Annotated in this window: 16 protein-coding genes; 9 read left to right on the top strand and 7 right to left on the bottom strand. The window is 42.9% G+C overall.

Going from position 1 to position 17,814, the window contains the following annotated elements; all coding sequences use genetic code 11:
* The first annotated feature begins 61 nt into the window (after positions 1–61).
* Both metH and DC094_RS16905 read left to right on the top strand, forming a co-directional pair.
* Positions 62–3,772 (top strand): methionine synthase, encoded by a 3,711-nt coding sequence (metH, locus tag DC094_RS16910; RefSeq protein ID WP_145959858.1) that lies wholly within the window; start codon positions 62–64, stop codon positions 3,770–3,772.
* A 531-nt stretch (positions 3,773–4,303) separates the two neighbouring features.
* Positions 4,304–4,828 (top strand): hypothetical protein, encoded by a 525-nt coding sequence (locus tag DC094_RS16905; protein ID WP_133245596.1) that lies wholly within the window; start codon positions 4,304–4,306, stop codon positions 4,826–4,828.
* 80 nt (positions 4,829–4,908) lie between these two features.
* On the opposite strand, the gene DC094_RS16900 is transcribed toward DC094_RS16905, so the two are convergent.
* Positions 4,909–5,121, bottom strand: coding sequence for a hypothetical protein (locus tag DC094_RS16900; RefSeq protein ID WP_178030922.1), 213 nt, complete (start codon positions 5,119–5,121; stop codon positions 4,909–4,911).
* Between the two features lie 226 nt (positions 5,122–5,347).
* Between DC094_RS16900 and DC094_RS16895 the strand changes: the two genes are divergently transcribed.
* The gene (locus DC094_RS16895) at positions 5,348–6,436 is read left to right on the top strand and encodes a transposase (protein WP_116688297.1); all 1,089 of its coding nucleotides are present in this window, start codon (positions 5,348–5,350) and stop codon (positions 6,434–6,436) included.
* A gap of 50 nt (positions 6,437–6,486) precedes the next feature.
* Here DC094_RS16895 and DC094_RS16890 read toward each other — a convergent pair whose 3' ends face one another.
* Positions 6,487–6,867, bottom strand: coding sequence for a class I SAM-dependent methyltransferase (locus tag DC094_RS16890; RefSeq protein ID WP_158527368.1), 381 nt, complete (start codon positions 6,865–6,867; stop codon positions 6,487–6,489).
* A gap of 827 nt (positions 6,868–7,694) precedes the next feature.
* Between DC094_RS16890 and DC094_RS16885 the strand changes: the two genes are divergently transcribed.
* Together DC094_RS16885 and DC094_RS22310 are read left to right on the top strand one after the other, a co-directional pair.
* Positions 7,695–8,342 carry a hypothetical protein gene (locus DC094_RS16885; protein WP_116688295.1) on the top strand — a complete coding sequence of 216 codons (648 nt, stop codon included), beginning with the start codon at positions 7,695–7,697 and terminating at the stop codon, positions 8,340–8,342.
* A 189-nt stretch (positions 8,343–8,531) separates the two neighbouring features.
* The gene (locus tag DC094_RS22310; RefSeq protein ID WP_178030920.1) at positions 8,532–9,293 is read left to right on the top strand and encodes a class I SAM-dependent methyltransferase; all 762 of its coding nucleotides are present in this window, start codon (positions 8,532–8,534) and stop codon (positions 9,291–9,293) included.
* Positions 9,294–9,357: 64 nt separating this feature from the next.
* On the opposite strand, the gene DC094_RS16870 is transcribed toward DC094_RS22310, so the two are convergent.
* From DC094_RS16870 to trpS, 3 genes are all read right to left on the bottom strand, one after another.
* Positions 9,358–9,687 carry an AzlD domain-containing protein gene (locus DC094_RS16870; RefSeq protein WP_116688294.1) on the bottom strand — a complete coding sequence of 110 codons (330 nt, stop codon included), beginning with the start codon at positions 9,685–9,687 and terminating at the stop codon, positions 9,358–9,360.
* Positions 9,687–10,424 carry an AzlC family ABC transporter permease gene (locus DC094_RS16865; RefSeq protein ID WP_158527367.1) on the bottom strand — a complete coding sequence of 246 codons (738 nt, stop codon included), beginning with the start codon at positions 10,422–10,424 and terminating at the stop codon, positions 9,687–9,689. Before DC094_RS16865 ends, DC094_RS16870 begins: the two co-directional genes overlap by 1 nt.
* An 87-nt stretch (positions 10,425–10,511) precedes the next feature.
* Positions 10,512–11,531, bottom strand: coding sequence for a tryptophan--tRNA ligase (trpS, locus tag DC094_RS16860; protein ID WP_116688342.1), 1,020 nt, complete (start codon positions 11,529–11,531; stop codon positions 10,512–10,514).
* A 177-nt stretch (positions 11,532–11,708) separates the two neighbouring features.
* On the opposite strand from trpS, the gene DC094_RS16855 reads away from it, so the two are divergent.
* Together DC094_RS16855 and DC094_RS16850 are read left to right on the top strand one after the other, a co-directional pair.
* Positions 11,709–12,185 carry a CYTH domain-containing protein gene (locus DC094_RS16855; RefSeq protein ID WP_116688292.1) on the top strand — a complete coding sequence of 159 codons (477 nt, stop codon included), beginning with the start codon at positions 11,709–11,711 and terminating at the stop codon, positions 12,183–12,185.
* 21 nt (positions 12,186–12,206) lie between these two features.
* Positions 12,207–12,599 carry a hypothetical protein gene (locus tag DC094_RS16850; RefSeq protein WP_116688291.1) on the top strand — a complete coding sequence of 131 codons (393 nt, stop codon included), beginning with the start codon at positions 12,207–12,209 and terminating at the stop codon, positions 12,597–12,599.
* 12 nt (positions 12,600–12,611) lie between these two features.
* Here DC094_RS16850 and tnpC read toward each other — a convergent pair whose 3' ends face one another.
* Positions 12,612–14,054 (bottom strand): IS66 family transposase, encoded by a 1,443-nt coding sequence (gene tnpC / locus DC094_RS16845; protein WP_116685486.1) that lies wholly within the window; start codon positions 14,052–14,054, stop codon positions 12,612–12,614.
* 223 nt (positions 14,055–14,277) lie between these two features.
* On the opposite strand from tnpC, the gene DC094_RS21900 reads away from it, so the two are divergent.
* Positions 14,278–14,709 carry a hypothetical protein gene (locus DC094_RS21900; RefSeq protein WP_133245595.1) on the top strand — a complete coding sequence of 144 codons (432 nt, stop codon included), beginning with the start codon at positions 14,278–14,280 and terminating at the stop codon, positions 14,707–14,709.
* Between the two features lie 93 nt (positions 14,710–14,802).
* On the top strand, positions 14,803–15,408 hold the full coding sequence (locus tag DC094_RS16835; RefSeq protein ID WP_116688289.1) for a LysE family translocator: 606 nt from the start codon (positions 14,803–14,805) through the stop codon (positions 15,406–15,408).
* Positions 15,409–15,484: 76 nt separating this feature from the next.
* Here the strand turns inward: DC094_RS16835 and DC094_RS16830 are convergent, their stop codons facing one another.
* Complete coding sequence (locus DC094_RS16830; RefSeq protein WP_116688288.1) at positions 15,485–17,734, bottom strand: hypothetical protein; 2,250 nt, start codon at positions 17,732–17,734, stop codon at positions 15,485–15,487.
* Positions 17,735–17,814 lie beyond the last annotated feature (80 nt).

Here is a 17,814-nt window from a genome sequence, read left to right as displayed (position 1 = left end):
GTTACTTATATAAAACCGGTTACTATTAGCCATCTTCACTGTAGTAATGAGAATAGCCAAGATGTCTGACCAGAACGCCCGCCAACAACGAATTTCAGCCTTCAAATCCCAGCTGGACAGCCGGATCATGATGCTGGATGGCGGTATGGGAACGATGATTCAGGGCTATAAACTGCAGGAAGCGGATTATCGCGGCGAACGCTTTGCCGACTGGCCATCTGATGTCAAAGGTAACAATGACCTGCTGACGCTAACCCAGCCGCAAATCATCCAGAAAATCCATGAAGATTATCTGCGCGCGGGTGCCGATATTCTGGAAACCAACACCTTCAATTCCACCTCAATTGCCATGGCCGATTACGACATGCAATTGCTGGTGAAAGATTTAAATATTGAAGCGGCCAAATTGGCTCGCGCTGCAGCCGATATTGTTGAAAAAGAAACCGGTCTGCCGCGCTATGTTGCCGGTGTGCTTGGCCCAACCAACCGTACCGCTTCTATCTCCCCGGATGTAAACAACCCTGGCTATCGTAACGTCAGCTGGGATCAACTGGTCGAGAGTTATACCGAAGCAACATTGGCACTTGTCGAAGGTGGCGTTGATTTAATTCTGGTCGAAACCGTATTCGACACCTTGAATGCCAAAGCCTGTTTGTTCGCAGTGAGCGGTGTATTTGATCAGCTCGGTTATAAATTGCCGGTGATGATCTCCGGTACTATTACCGATGCTTCAGGTCGAACCCTAACCGGGCAAACTACCGAAGCTTTTTATAATTCAATTAATCATATCGAGCCTATTTCTATCGGCCTGAACTGTGCATTAGGCCCAAAAGAATTGCGCCCTTATGTACAAGAATTATCGCGCATTTGTGAATTCCCAATCTCGGTTCACCCAAATGCTGGCCTGCCCAATGCCTTCGGTGAATACGACGAAACACCCGCCATGATGGCTACGGTCGTGCGTGAATTTGCTGAAAATGGCTGGTTGAATATTCTCGGTGGCTGTTGCGGTACTACGCCAGAACATATTCACGCAATGCAGCAAGCAGTGGTTGATTTACCCACTCGAAAAATCCCTAAGGTGCCGGTCGCTTGTCGCTTGGCGGGTTTAGAACCTTGCACAATCGATGAAAATTCATTGTTTGTGAATGTTGGTGAGCGAACCAACATTACCGGTTCAGCCAAATTCAAAAGACTGATTAAAGAAGGCGATTACGATACCGCGTTAGATATTGCCCGCCAGCAGGTAGAAAACGGCGCTCAAATCATCGATATCAACATGGATGAAGGCATGCTCGATTCACAAGAGGCCATGGTGACCTTTTTGAATCTAATCGCTGCTGAACCGGATATCTCTCGGGTGCCAATTATGATCGACTCGTCCAAATGGGATATTTTGGAAGCTGGTCTGAAATGTATTCAGGGCAAAGGCGTTGTTAACTCAATTTCAATGAAAGAAGGCGAGGATATTTTCCTCGAACAAGCCCGCTTAATTCGTCGCTATGGTGCGGCGGTTATTGTGATGGCTTTCGATACAGTGGGTCAGGCAGATACCCGTGAGCGCAAGTTTGAAATCTGTAAACGCGCTTATGACCTTCTCACCAAAGAAGTCGGTTTTCCGCCGCAAGACATTATTTTTGACCCGAATATTTTTGCCATTGCTACCGGTATTGAAGAGCACAATAACTACGCGGTCGATTTTATTGAAGCCTGTAAAGATATTAAAGAAAACCTGCCCCACGCATTAATTTCTGGCGGTGTTTCCAATGTGTCTTTCTCGTTCCGTGGTAACAATCCGGTACGAGAAGCGATTCACTCGGTCTTTTTGTATTACGCAATTAAAAACGGCTTGACCATGGGCATAGTAAATGCCGGTCAGCTAGCCATTTACAGTGATCTGTCTGATGAATTGCGTGAAGCGGTCGAAGATATCGTGCTCAACCGCCGTGAAGACGGCACCGAACGCATGCTGGATCTAGCACCTAAATATGTCGGTGATGGTAAAGCCATTGCTGACACCAAAGACTTGGCATGGCGTGAATTTCCGGTCAATAAACGATTGGAGCATTCACTGGTAAAAGGTATCGATGCATTTGTAATTGAAGATACTGAAGAAGCACGGCTGGCAGCAGAAAAACCACTGCACGTTATCGAAGGTCCGTTAATGTCTGGCATGGATGTCGTCGGTGATTTATTCGGCGATGGTAAAATGTTTTTACCACAAGTGGTTAAATCAGCCCGAGTAATGAAAAAAGCGGTGGCGCATTTATTACCTTACATGGAACAAGGCGCAGATAACCAAGCCAAATCTGCCGGTAAGATTATTATGGCTACTGTAAAGGGCGATGTTCACGATATAGGTAAGAACATTGTTGGCGTAGTGCTGCAGTGTAATAACTTTGAAGTGATCGATTTAGGCGTAATGGTACCGGCTGAAAAAATTCTTGATACCGCACAAAAAGAAAATGCCGACTTAATTGGTTTGTCTGGTTTAATCACTCCATCACTCGATGAAATGGTTAACGTGGCAACAGAAATGAAACGCCGTAATATGGACATTCCATTATTTATCGGCGGTGCGACCACATCTAAAGCCCATACCGCAGTGAAAATCGCCCCAGCCCGTGAAGAGCCTGTGGTGTATGTAAAAGATGCATCGCGCTCAGTCGGTGTGGCACAAAGTTTAATCTCACAAGAATTAAAAATTAATTTCGTTCGTGAATTAAAAGACGATTATGAAAAAGTACGTGAAGCCTTCAGTCGCCGTCGCCGGGTAAGAAATTTAATTCCTTACCAGCAGGCGGTCGATAACAAACTGAAGTTAGATTGGAAGGACTACACACCGCATAAACCGTCGTTTACCGGCATTAAGATTATCGAAAGTTATCCACTGGAAGAATTAATCGAGAAAATCGATTGGACCTTCTTCTTCCATGGTTGGGATCTGCACGGAAAATTCCCGAAAATTCTCGAAGATGAAGTGGTGGGTGAAGAAGCAAAAAGTCTTTATGCCGATGCACAAGCCATGCTGAAAAAAATTGTTAGCGAAAAATGGTTAACCGCTAAAGCGGTGTTAGGTTTCTGGCCTGCCAACACCGTCAATCATGATGACATTCAGTTATTCGATGGTAAAGGTGAGAGCAATAATAACAAGGGCGAAAAGCTCGAGCTATTGCACCACTTACGTCAGCAGTCAGAAAAACCTGCGGGCAAGCCACACCAATGCTTATCTGACTTCGTTGCTCCAACTTCTACCGGCATTACCGATTACATTGGTGGCTTTGCAGTCACTTCGGGCATTGGCCTGCAAGAACGTGTTAAGGCTTTTGAAGCCGAGCATGATGACTACAGTTCAATCATGCTTAAGGTATTAGCTGACCGATTAGCAGAAGCCTTAGCCGAATGTTTACACCGCAAAGTGCGTACCGAACTTTGGGGCTATGCCAGTGACGAACAATTATCGAAAGACGAAATTCTCAAAGAACAGTATCGCGGTATTCGCCCGGCCCCCGGTTATCCGGCCTGCCCGGACCACACCGAAAAAGCCACCCTGTGGCGCCTGCTGGAACCAGAAAAGAATATCGGCCTGATCCTCACCGAGAGCATGGCAATGTGGCCTGCATCGGCGGTTTCTGGTTGGTATTTTGGTCACCCGGAATCAAAATACTTCGGTATCGGCAAAATTGAACAAGATCAGCTGAAATCGATTGCCAAGCGAAAAAGCATGCCGCTGGAAGAAATGGAAAAATGGTTAAGGCCAGTGTTGGCGTAACCAGAGTACGGGTTTTGCGAATTAAACCATGGCAATCTACGCGAGCTAACAATTGATCTCCGTAGGTTGCACTGAGCGGAGCGAACTGCAACGATCGGCGCGTAACCTCAAATGCCATGCCGCTCTGGAACCGAAATATCTTTTACATAACGCTCCATCGACGAATAGTTAATGGGGCGTTTTTTGTGGCCATCGCAGCAGAAGCTGCCCCATAAGAACTCTCAAGCAGCTGGAATAGCAACTACCAAATCCATATATGTCATTTAGCAAGCTAAATTCATCCCCTATAAATCAACTGGATACAAATACTGTGCATTTAGGGTGGCTTATAAAGATTTTTGCTGATTAGTCAATCAATTGACATATACGGAATCGCCATTTAGGCTCGGCTTCAATCATTGAAAGCGGGATCCTGGCATTGTGCCAAGCGGGTTAGCTAACAGGCAAGCTGAATCTACCTTTCATATTTTATAGAAAACTATGAGGAAAAAACTCCTTATAGGTCGCTGTTAGCCGTATACCATGGTCCATATGAACAACTTACTTAAAATCATTCTGCTGTGTACATTACCTATCCATGTATCAGCTTTAGAAGCGAACATTGCTTATGTATTCGGGGTCAGCATTGGAAAACCACTTTCCAAAGACTATATTCCAAACACAGCAAACTCGTACCCTACGAGACTAATAACTTTGCCAGTTCCTCAAAGTTATGAACTCGACGTTTTCGAAAGCATCAATGTTCAAATCATCGAAAAATCTAAGCGCGTTTATTCTATCTCCGCAGAGATAGAAATGACTGAAGGGGGTGAATGCAATGATCTCTTCAAAAGGATGCTTTCCCAACTAGACAAAAAATATAAACACTTAAAAAAAACCAGTGAAATTAATGTTGGCGACAAAGTAATTCCAATTTTTGATGGATATCTTTCTTCAGGCAAAAAAATAAAGATGGATGTTTATTGTTCCAGAAAGGAGAGTTCACCTATCGAAACATTTGGAATCTCTGTCAGTGACAGAGAGCTATCTGAAGAAGCCAATAAGTTATGGCAATAATATGACGGCTAATCGGGTAGCCGAGGGTCTCTAACCCTCAGCCCCCACAACACCCTGCATGCGGGTCCGCACAGGGCGTTTCACTTGGGATAGTGAAGCGTGATCCATCTTTCCCTTAACGAGAATAAGCCTTCAGCCTCTAAATATGCATTGGTTAAACCTTGCTGAATGCCCGGTGTTTTCGAGCTGCGACAAGGCCCTTTGCTGCTGATGCCACAACCTACCGCCGAGAGAATTGGAACACCCAGTTTCAGCAGACTTCTTACTTTGGTACGTGGCTTAAGACAATACATGGACAATACAAATACATGCCAGGAATACAAATACATGCGAATACAAATAAATGCCAAGCATAATTTAAGTTATGCCTTACCCACCCGGAATACAAATAAATGCCAGGCATAATTTAAGTTGGCATAATTTAAGTTATGTCTTACCCACCCCATCAATTCTTTTCATTTCAAACAACCATCTAAAGTCTTTATAGTTTTTCGATCCAATAGCGTAGGTGGTTGTGCTATGAAATCTTCTGATCAATCTTCCTCTGACTCTGCAAAAGCTGATTTTTCACGCCGCTATGGTGAAAAAATAGAAATTAATAAAGTGGGCCCACGACGTGTTGCGATGAATCCGGAGTACTGCCACTGGTTCCACTGTATTTCCAGATGCTGTCGCAAAGCGTTTTTATGTGGTGAGGATCCCTTGACCGGTGAGTCTTTTGAGCATCGCCGACAATGGATTGTGGACCGACTGGCATTGCTGGCACAGGCGTTTTCGGTGGAAATCGCTAGCTATTGTGTGATGAGTAACCACTACCATCTGGTAGTCTGCGTTAACCTGGAAAAGGCTAAATCCTGGCAAGGGGATGAAGTGCTCAGACGCTGGTGCAAAGTGTTTAAAGGCCCTGAACTGGTTCGGCGTTATCTGGATCATGAAGTATTAACGCCACATGAAATTGATTTTCTGGAAACCTTTGTTGAAGAGTACCGCGAGCGATTAGTGGATTTAAGCTGGTTTATGCGGGCTTTAAATGAGCCATTGGCACGACAAGCCAACAAGGAAGATCAATGCACAGGGCATTTCTGGCAAGGTCGCTTCACTGCCCAGGCTCTTCTAGATGAAAAAGCCATCGCCAGCTGTATGGCTTATGTCGATTTGAATCCGCTGCGCGCTGGTATTGCTGACACTCCAGAAGCATCAGAATTCACTTCGATTAAACAGCGGATCGACAAGCAACGAAAATCACGCAGCAAAAACTACCAAGCAAAGTACCACACGGCAAAAAAAGCAGAGTCACGTGCCACCCTTCCCAGATTAAAACCTTTCAAAAGTAAGGATCCGAAAATTGAAAATATTCCGTTTTCCTTCACTGCTTATCTGGAACTACTGGATGCGACCGCAAGAACGCTGGTCAGTGGCAAAGCAAGCATGGGCGATGATATTCCGGATATTATGACTCGACTAAATATAGATCCAGAGCGCTGGATGCGGGGCATGAAATCCTCTCGAAAACGCTGGGGCAAAGCAGCAGGGGAAACTCAGGCTCTGCAAAAATACGCCAAGCTGATTCGACAATTTTGGGTACAGCGAGGCGCACCGGGTTATTAAGCAGATTTATCAGGTGTTTGTTGAATATTTTAAATTATGCCTGGCAGAATTTAAACAAGCGTAGCTTGAACATCAATCACATGCTCTAGCACATGGGTACAAAATACCGTATCAAACTGCTGATCTTTGAATGGTAAAGCTTCAATATTTCCCTGCTGCCAAGTAATCGCTGCACCTCCTCTATCAACGACTTCCTGATTTAACACTAGATCTGTTGCAGTCACCTGGAAACGACTAGCTAATGAACGCGCCAGCTCACCACGATCACATCCAACATCTAGTAGCGCTTCCCCAACAGAGTGCTGATTAATTTTATCAAAGCATTGCTGGTTCAAGTCACTACCTTTTAATAGGTTGCACTCGCCGGTTTGCTGATAATAATCTTGATACTCTTTCTCTGATATTGAGAATGCTTTCTTGCGAAAACTCAAAAAATGATAACCTATTTTTTAAACATTTAAATCCTTTTAAAATAGCACACTCACAAAAGCATAAAAAAATTTACCACTATAAATAAAAAATTAAACCAATAAACATTTAAAGACAACCTATCACACAATACTTTCTGTACAACTAATAACAGCAAAATCAACTCGCTATTTAAATTTTGCGATTCACCACTCATTATCAATAGTCTTTTTCATTGGTCTTACTACAAGGTAATAACACATACCTTGGATTGCTATTCATTTTATTAATACGTGAATTACAGAAGGCACAGAGGAAAACTTAAGGAGAAAAAACAATTTTTATTAGCATGTTGATGGCCACTGTTTTATGATAAAAATTCAATAGTAGCAACAAAAAAATGTTTCATACAAATAAATGACAAGTCTTCATAAATCAATAAACTGCGCAAAGAATACAAAGGGGCCAGAAATTTAAAATTGTCCCAGACATTGTAGGTTTGATTAGGCTAGGAATGTTCCATAAATTTTTCGGCATTCCTCAATTTCCGTGTAGGTCACGTAGCGAAATCAGACATCTGGCTATACGTTTCAAAAATGCCTGGTTACGCCGAAGGCTTAACAGACCTATATGCAACAGAAGGTTAGATACCTTGTAAAACAGTGCATTTATCATATTCCACAAATATAAATACTACATCGATCACATTAGCGCAGAAGCAGTTCATCACCTTGACATAACGATTTTTATAATGAGATACGACATATTTAGCATTAGTTTCTTATTAATAGCATTGCATAAATAGCATTGGTCGAAGCTGACAAACAGTGTTTATTTAGAGGTTGCAACAATGAGCCAATTATATATTAATTTATTATTAGGTGAGGCTGCATGCACCTATATCAACCAAAACCTTGGAATTATCGCACCAAACAAACCAGACCACCTAGAGAAATTGCAGAGATTCAATAAATTAGTTGATATAACAAACAATCCCTTTAATGAACCTAATTCATACTGCAACATGTCTATACCTACAATCAAAGCACATGTAGTAGAGAAACTTCTTTCTAATCGTGATCGTCACGACACCTCAACACCCGAATCAAAATTAAGATCATCAGTAGCATTAAGTAAACAATCTGGCATTGGACAATGCAACGAAATGTCTTATATCGCCATCGATTTTCTTTCAAAAAAACAGCATAATTTCACGTTAAAGTTTTGTGAAGCTGATTTCATGCATGTATTTGTTTTAATTGGGTCGACAATGAATAACGACACAAAAATTGACCTTAATAACCCAGACATTACAACCATTGGCGCAGATACCATCATTTGCGATCCTTGGCATGATCGTTGCTTTTCAATATTCACAACGTCGGGAACAGTTAATCGATTTTTCAAACCACAAATGAAAGAGATACTCGAGCTTTGCGGAGGAGGAGACAATATTTTAGATGGCTATTTTTATGCCTACCCGACACCTTATCAATAAACCAATCCATAAAAAATCGGAGCAAGCTTTTTCGCTTAGGTTTGCTTTTGAATATGTTTCGTTTCGATTGCAGATTTAATTTACCACATCGAAAACGGCAGGAAATTCAATCCAAGAAGATAAAAAAACAGCCTAGTAGTGACATCCCGTCTAAAATAGCAGTCAACTGATCAATTCAATGGATTGTATATGCTGCATCATTTCCCCAAACAACGTCCGCCTCTTGATCAAAATATTGCTGAAATCTATAAGCAGCAATATCAATCAAACCGGCAGGGAGATACTCCAGCAGCATCTTTAGCGCAAAAAGTAGAGTCGTGGCTTCACAAACAAGTTGCAGCAGATGTTATGCTAGAACATAAATCTCCTACCACTTTAGAACTGGGCGCAGGTACCTTAAACCAACTGCAATATGAAACAGCAGGCAAAAATTACGATATTGTGGAACCTTTTCCTGAGTTGTTCGAAACCAGTAAATCGCTTTCTGAAATATCTAGCATTTATAGTGATATATCTGAAGTCTCTAATGATAATCGCTATCAGCGTATTACATCCATTGCAGTACTGGAACATATCTGCAATCTTCCTGAAGTTGTTGCCCGCAGTAGTCTGTTATTAGCCGCAACTGGTAGATTTCGAGCATCAATCCCCAGTGAAGGTTCTCCAATCTGGGCACTAGGCTGGAAACTGACGACTGGGTTAGAGTTCAAATTAAAATACGGCCTTGATTACGGCCAGTTAATGAAACATGAACACGTCAATTCTGCAGAAGAAATCGAATATGTTTTGCGCTATTTTTTTAAAAACGTAGAAATGAAAATATTCGGTTTATCTCGATACCTTTCACTCTATCAATTTTTTAATTGCTACAATCCTGACCTAAAAAAATGTCGAGACTATTTGGATGATTTATCTAAGCCAAGCATAAGGGCTTCAAGAATTTTAAAATGACCGTTATCGCAGAAGACCGGATGTTTATTAAATTCTGAAATCCTAAGCTCGAGTCAAAAATACTCTAGTAAAAATTATTAGCAAATGCCATCAACCACAACATAAGCAGCCCAGCGACTAAAGTCGCTAAAATGTTATTGGTTTTCCAAGCGACCAATGCTGCGATTAATCCTGCAAGCGTTTGTGGGTCTAGCGCCTGCTTCTCAATTGATGGCAGCAACAATGCTGGAACAACCAGAGCAGAAAAAACTGCCTGGGGTACATAACGCAAATAGCGCATCCAAAATTCAGATAGCGGATAACGATCTGCCAGCAAAATAAACGAGCTACGCAGCAACAAGCTTCCTACACCAGCAGTTAATAACAGTAACCATATTTTCCAATCCAGAGACATTAATCTTTTGCTCCCTGAATTGGTTTTGCTGTCTTTTTATTGATCATCCCTTCTGAAAAACCACCTGCGATTATGCCACCAATTGCGCCTGCAACTAATCCTAGCTTCCATGGCAATGAATGAAACAACAAAGCCAGCAACCCAGCCACTACCGCTGCAATGGCACCGGGTTTGTCTTTAATGGTTGGAAATAACAAAGCAAGAAAAGTCAGTGGAATAGAAAATTCTATCGGCCAAGATGCGGGTAATGCATTGCCAAAAATAATTCCGGCAGCGGTCGCTAACTGCCAACACAACCAAACCGGTAAAGCGCACCCTAAATAGAAGGAGACCCTTTCATCTAGAGTACAACTAGGTTGCTCTGCAATTTTTAGGTGGGTTAAAGCAAACACTTGATCCGTCAAAAAATAAGCTAAACCCATTTTTTTTGCTGTGCGTTTAATCGGCGAGCCGGTAATTGGCAGTTCGGGTGCAAGCACCGCGCTGTACATCATAAAACGCAAGTTAATTAACATCGCGGTGGCAATCGCAATTAATAAAGGCGCACCTGACGCCAGCAACTGTGCCGAGGCAATCTGCGCAGATCCAGCAAAAAAAGCTACTGAAGACAGCTGAGCCTGCAGCGGCGTCATACCCGATTCCAATGCAGCTATGCCAGCAATCAAACCAAATGGCGTAATGCTTAGCAGGGTGGGTGAAACTCTGCGTACACCGGACCAGAAAAAGATTTTATCCAAAAATTTACCAATTTTAATTTACAAATAAAAAAACGCCATTTCCGCTCACTTAGAAGTGATTCAGAAATGGCGCTTTCGAAGACTTAACTATTTAAAACGTTTAATGCCGGTGGCTTTACGAACCTTTTCCATAAATGGAGCGGCTTGTGCACGGGCTTTTTCAGCACCCTTTTGCAGTTCAGCTTCTAAGAATTCGGGATCATCCATAATCTCGTTATAACGCTCACGCGCTGGCGCAATTTCTGCATTAACCAGTTCAAACAAGCGCTTTTTGGCTTCGCCCCAAGCAATACCATTTTCAAACTCAGTCCGCATTTCGGCAACCTGAGCTGGGGTAGCAAATGCTTGCCAGATTTGGAATACCGCTGAAGTATCTGGATCTTTAGGTTCGCCTGGCTCAAGCAAGTTGGTTTTGATCTTATTAATTGATTTTTTCAACTGCTTTTCAGTAGAGAACAACGGAATGGTGTTGTTATAGCTTTTGCTCATTTTACGGCCATCAAGGCCTTGCAAAATAGCACTGCTATCTGAAGCATCGGCCACTACTGCTTCTGGCATATCAAACAATTTCTTTTTGAAGATATGATTGAATCGACCAGCAATGTCTCGCGCCATTTCAATATGCTGAATCTGGTCACGCCCGACAGGCACTTTGTTAGCATTGAACATTAAAATGTCGGCGGCCATCAGTATCGGGTAACTAAATAAACCCATGGTGACTTCAAAGTCAGGGTCGGCTTCATTGGCAACGTTGGCATCTACCGACGCTTTATAAGCATGGGAGCGATTCATCAAACCTTTGGCACACACACAATTTAAGATCCACGTCAGCTCTGGGATCTCAGGAATATCTGACTGGCGATAGAAGATGGTTTTATCGGTATCCAGACCAAAAGCCAGCCAGGTCGCAGCGATTTCCCGGGTGGATTGGTGAACCCTTTCAGGGTCCCAGCACTTGATCAGTGCGTGATAGTCAGCCAAAAAATAGTAAGAGCGAACATTGTCGTCTTTGCTAGCTTGAATCGCCGGGCGAATTGCACCGACATAGTTCCCCAGGTGCGGGGTACCGGACGTCGTAATACCGGTCAGAGTTCTAACTTTACTCATGATCATCCAATCTTGGGAATTGCTGCGAGCGGGCATTATACGCAAGTTTAGTCCGATACATAAACGCTTTGACACCTTAGCCATTGCGGACTCATCTGATAAAGGATCCATTAAGTAGTAAAGGTCAGTTATGCTTGCTGCTATAAAGTTGTCAGTATCCAACCGCGGGGAATCGCAATGTCGGTAGAAATCGAACGCAAGTTTCTGGTACTAAATAACGACTATCAACAAACGGCCCAACGCAAAACTCGTATCGTCCAAGGCTATCTAAACTCAAGTCCAGAGAGAACGGTTCGGATTAGAATTCGCGGCCAACAAGGCTATCTGACTATAAAAGGCAAAAGTAGCCAAGATGGCACTTCTCGCTATGAATGGGAAAAAGAGATTGACTTGTCCGAAGCACAGCAGCTGATTAAACTTTGTGAACCGGGTTTAATCGATAAAATTCGCTACGAAGTGTCGGTCGGCCAACATACTTTTGAAGTGGACGAATTTTTTGCTGAAAATCAAGATTTGGTTGTAGCAGAAGTTGAATTAAGCTCAGCTGATGACGCTTTTGAAAAACCAGACTGGTTAGGTGAAGAAGTCACCGGTGATAAACGCTACTACAATAGCTGCTTAATGAAGCATCCATTTAATCAATGGATCAATTAAATATCAACACAAGGATGTGTTATGCCCGTTCTACATAGAGAGAAAATTAGAGGAATGCTTGGGAAAATTAGTTGTAAATGCAGCTTCTACCCCTTCAACATGAATAAAATATTAGATTTAAGCCAACCAAATGGTGAGTTCGATACTAATACATTTATAAGCTCCGGCCTATGCCATGCTATAGCGTTGTTTATTGCACAAAATAAAAGAGAAGACCTGAAAAGTTTCTTTTTTCTTTCAACAGATTCTCTAAATAATAATATAACAAAAGATAAAGCAATTAATATTACTCAATCAAAAATATGGGCATCTGCTTCCAAACTCCAAGCACCAGCTAAAAATGATATATTTAAAAACGAATTTAAATGCGACTACAATCTTCTTTGGCAAGGTACCTATCAATCAAAAAGGTAACCATTCAGCATGTCACACCAACCGATCCAATTTCTCCTGAATAAAGTCCGGCCATTTACCCGCAAATAATAACGACAAAGCTTCCCCAACACCGACCCCATTTTTTTGGCAGGTCGATATATAGCTCCGGATTCTGCAATACGCTTTCACGCCATCCCATGAGCGGAAGCAGCCTGATATCTTCTGCTGAACCTTGCTCATACGGAAGTCCCGTTCACCCTGATTATTGGTAAACGGTGCTCGGGTATTACTCATAAACCGCAGCACGTCTGCTTCAAAATCCCGCAGCCGCTCTAATAAATTTCTCGATTTACTTCGTGCTAATTTCCCTCGTTTTAATTGACCTTTTTTATCCGCTTTTTTTGGCTCAGGTGCCGGGCATTCCCGATCACCTGCTTTTAATATTTTTCGATATCGCTTCACCCATTTTTGACACTGCTTTTCATCCAACTCACCCCCCGCCTCATTGACTGCCGTATTCATTTCATAAAGCAGATCTTCCATTGCCTTGGCCCACTGCTGGCCATCTTGCTCATGGGCTCGCGCCAATTCACGTACATGATGGGCGTTACACAATACATGCAAGCACAGCACAAATCGGTAGTAGCTTTTCCAGTGATCGTGTACCAATAAACCGGTAAATTTAGGCAAGATGTCGATCGCTTCCATTGCCTCGATACCTCTTGATTCATGCGCTTCAATCCACGTCCAGCGGTCATTGCTCGCGACATGTAGCCACTTTCGTTTACCATTGATATTGACGCCGGTTTCATCGGCATGAATCAAATCTCCAGCACGCAAAATAGCCGGTACTAACTGAGCAAATGGCTTCAGTCGATGAAAAGCTTCCTGATTAAAATTGGCAAGGCTACCGGTGCTGATTGGCGCATCCAATATCTCAGCGAAGTGCTTTTGAGTCCGTTCATAAGGAATCAGCTGGTAGCTCGACATATAAACCGCGTTGGCTTTAAACTCATTGCCATATTGTATTGGCCGAGTGACCCCTTGCGGAAACTCAGCAACAAACTGGTTACCCTGCTCGTCTTGTAGAATCTGCGCCCGATATTCGGTGACATATCGGGTAATACGAACATCAACTACTTGGCGGCTTTCACTGCCAACAACACGGTATTTTCCTTTCGGCAATTGGCTACGATCAATCGTAATATCCAGCACTTCATCTGGGTCTTTCACCGGTGATAAATTACTGCCTTTATGGCCAGGCTGCCCGCCTGGGTTTTTATTGCTTTTGGCGCGCGATTTCTTTTCTCGATTAGGATCTGCCGATGGCGGAATGCTGGAGTTTTTGCTGTTTAGCCCTTTGCTATCAAGCAATATCTTAACGACGAGCATCAGCATACGAACCATCGCCACCAGTTCGGGCGGTAAGCTTTTGCTTTTGGCTAACAATCGCTCGGTTTCAGCGATTGTTTTATTAATTTCGATTGAGTCCATGCGGTTATTATCGCACAGGTTTTCAGGGTGGTTTTTTTGTCTCTGAGGCTTACTGTGGCGACTTTTTAGAAGCGGAATGCTGATGCGCTATTCTGAGCAAAAAACATTGATAATCAGGTGTGTTAATAGCAGTTTAATGCGGCGTTTAAGTGGTATTCTGAAAGAGGTGCTTAAATTCGGGAAAATATCAAAAAAACCTGTCAAGCGATTTTTATATTAAATTGTGCTGAATGGTTACTCAAAAAGAAAGTTTCTCTCTGAAACATCAGCATGGTCGCTAGCCCTGGCAGGAATCAGCAGTAATTCACCCATAGGTACTATCCAGTACAGTACATTGACCTTTAAAGTAAATTATTCAAGAGATACATCTAGCCCAATTATGACCGATCATACAATTTTAATTATTCTCGGCGGTACTCGAGACTATATTTTTGATCCTCTGATTGGGCTAATTGAATTCCAACCAGCCGCAACAAGAGCACCAGCTTATATCATTTTTCTGGAACATTTCTTTAAAGAAGGCTCTATTAAGACCCATTATTTTGCAGGCGATCAAGTTGATTTTACCAGTTTCTCACTCAGCGCTGAAGAACAAGATGGCTATGCAAGATTGAATCCTATACAGATGCGACCACTGTCTGAAGCACTCGACTGACCGCCCCATTCCACTAGCTCATAGCTACATGCCTTTTTTCGACCGCCTGACTTTGGCATTATTCAGCCACCGATTCGAGGCAGGAATAGTTTGATGTTAGCTGAGTGGTTTTTAGTAATAGGCATTTGCTTGATGGGTGCTATGACACCGGGTGCTAGCTTGGCAGTGGTTCTTCGCCAATCGTTGTATCAAGGGCGCGCAGCAGGTGTCATAACATCGATTAGTCATGCAGTTGGAATTGGCGTTTATGCCACAGCTTCACTGCTCGGCCTCGGCTTACTGATCGTTAAAAGCCCAATATTGTTTGTTGCGATAAAATGGCTAGGGGCGGCATATTTAGTTTGGATGGCAATTAATGCTTGGCGCTTTGCAGGTCAATCTAAGGTCAATCTAGAAAGTACATCTCAACAGCTGGGCAATCCAATCAAACAAGGGTTAGCGATTTCACTACTCAACCCAAAAGTCATTTTATTTTTTCTGGCATTATTCAGTCAGGTTGCTGGTGACCAGTTGGACCTTCAAACCAAAGCGCTTTATGCATCCACTGCGGTCGTTATTGATGGCGCTTGGTATACCTTAGTTGCCCTAATTGCAACGCGGCCCGCCATTCGCAATAAACTGGTTAATGGTAGTTTGTGGCTGGATAGAGCTTTGGCAAGCTTATTGATATTGGTCGCTGCAAGAATTGCTTTTGGTTAAATAATTCTACCGAATAAATTTCGATTCTTGCAGACTACATTGAATCGCAGACTGCAAGAATTAAAATTAATATTTCTTAATTAGGCTGATCAACTATTTCACAAGCACCATCAATTGAAACACCTTGCACAATTACCGGTGGTTGATCGTTGCTGATTCCATGCAAGAAACAACCCAGTTGGTGCTTAGCTTGGTCATACTGGAATAACACATGGTGGCCATCCATATTGGCATCTTGTGCATAGCGCACCACCACATTGGTTTTTTGCTGTTGATTGGCCTGAACTGGGAAGTCTAACTGCTGACCATCTGCCAGTTCAATTGCTGGTAATAGCAACTTGTCATCGGATAAATCTAACTCTTCTCCAGCAAAATCAACACTCATCGCACGCAGCAAATATTTTTGTGATGTCACTGAAACTTGTGAGTCGAAAAAACCCTCAAATATTAAATTATGTGGTTTTTGCTGGGCTTTTTCATATTGCCAGCGATTGACCTGCAAACCACTATTAGCTGGAGCTAAAGCCGACTCTGCTAACGCCCAAAATGGATGTAGTGGATCATCTTTCAAACTACCTTCAGGTAATTGCCAATAGGCGGGTTCAAATAAACCGCTTAAATATTTTCCCTCGATCACAAAATTCAGCACCAAATCCAAACTAAACGTGCCGGCGCCACTGACCGTCATTCCCTGATAAGGCGTTGGATCGACCACTGCCATTGAAGCTGCAGTAAAAGATCCTAACGACTGGCCTGATGCTACTTGGGTTTGTAGATCAAATTGAATCAGCCCTTCAGGTGTTTGTAAGCCCTGACAAATAGATGCATCAATTTGTTGCTGATTAATTAACCGGCGATATAACACACGCTCGGTGATCATTTGTAGTAAATTATTTCGCATCGCCATCGGGTTTAATGGATTGTATGAAAAATGGTTAAACGAAAAACCACTGAGACCATCAAATAATCCATCCCATAAATCGACCAGATCTTGATGCTCCGACCCCATATGCCCCGCCATGCCAGATACTGCCCAGCCGCGTATTGCTGCGATTTCTGCCAAGGTACCTTGGGAAGTTTGCTCACCCTGAGCATTGGTATAGCCACGGGTTAAAATCTGATCGGCTCGGCCATCGGTGCCATGGTTGTAAAGCATCATAGGAAAGCCTGCTATCGGCATTTGTGTTTTTGGCAGAGTTAAAACTATTTCTGATTGTCGATAATGCTGAATCAACGGCTGACCTTGCTGATCTAATTCTATTTGCCCGCCAAATACCGGTAATAAATAGCCTGATAAACCTTTAATTAAAACCGGTGCCTGCCAGCTAGAACGAATCGCACAGTATTGATCATTGGATTCCACCAGCTGCCACGGTTCATCTAACTGCACAGGCCAATTAGCCATAGCATCAACCAGATTTTGCAAGTAAGCCGTTGGCTGGCCAGTCCGCCATACTGTGGCTGCCAGAATTTGTTGCTGATTAAATTGCTCTTGATCTGCCAACCATTGTCGTAATGGTTGATACCCCTGCAAAGATTTAGCTGCAGTAATCGGTGAAATAGTTAAATCTAACTGACGTGGATTAATGCCATTTAACAAAGCCGTCAACATAGGACTGACCGCTGTTTCACTCGCATTACTGTGAATCGCACGAGTAACAATCAATGCATATTGGGTGTTTTCTTGCATGAGCCGCCCTAGCGGCTGAACTGCCAATAAGTTACCAGGGCGATATTTATCTGCATCCGGGTAATAATCCACATTTAACGGATGGCGACGGCCATATTCGGGAGATTGCGCGTCGATATTAATTAACTGAACTGAAGCATCTTGTTCTAAATAGGCGGCGGCATTCTGTGGCAAATTCAGTGCTACTGCATCGACAGCGATATTAGAATCAAAACGAATATAAACCGGTGACATAGGAGAAAAACCATCGGTAGTTTCTGCTACTGCTCGCCAATCAACGGTTGAGATATGCTTCTCTCGCGGGAAGTGACTAAAATCGATTTTTCCACTGGGTTTTTGTTTGATCGCCGATGGAAATCCTTGGTCAAAAAAAGCCGCGTCATCGGTTAAATCCAATACCATTTGTGCGGTCAATGGTTGAATATCAACAGGCGTAGTCGGAGGATTTGGCTGCGGGTTTGTAGGCGGTGTAACCAGCTGATCATCTGGAGTAGATTTAGACGAATCATTTGAGCCACATGCAGTCAGCACTACTGCTAATAGCGGCACAGTCAGCCATTGAACAGCGATGCGCATAGTTGGTTGACATTGAGTAGCATGCAAACTGCAACCGCGTTTTGTCACAAATGCTTTCATCCAATCATTCCTATTTTATTATTATTTTGAACATAAGACAGGACTTTACTGATAGATAAAAGCAATGGTTTTAAACGATT

The organism is Pelagibaculum spongiae, from assembly GCF_003097315.1.
Taxonomy (GTDB): domain Bacteria; phylum Pseudomonadota; class Gammaproteobacteria; order Enterobacterales; family Pelagibaculaceae; genus Pelagibaculum; species Pelagibaculum spongiae.
This window is presented reverse-complemented; position numbering and strand designations above follow the sequence as displayed.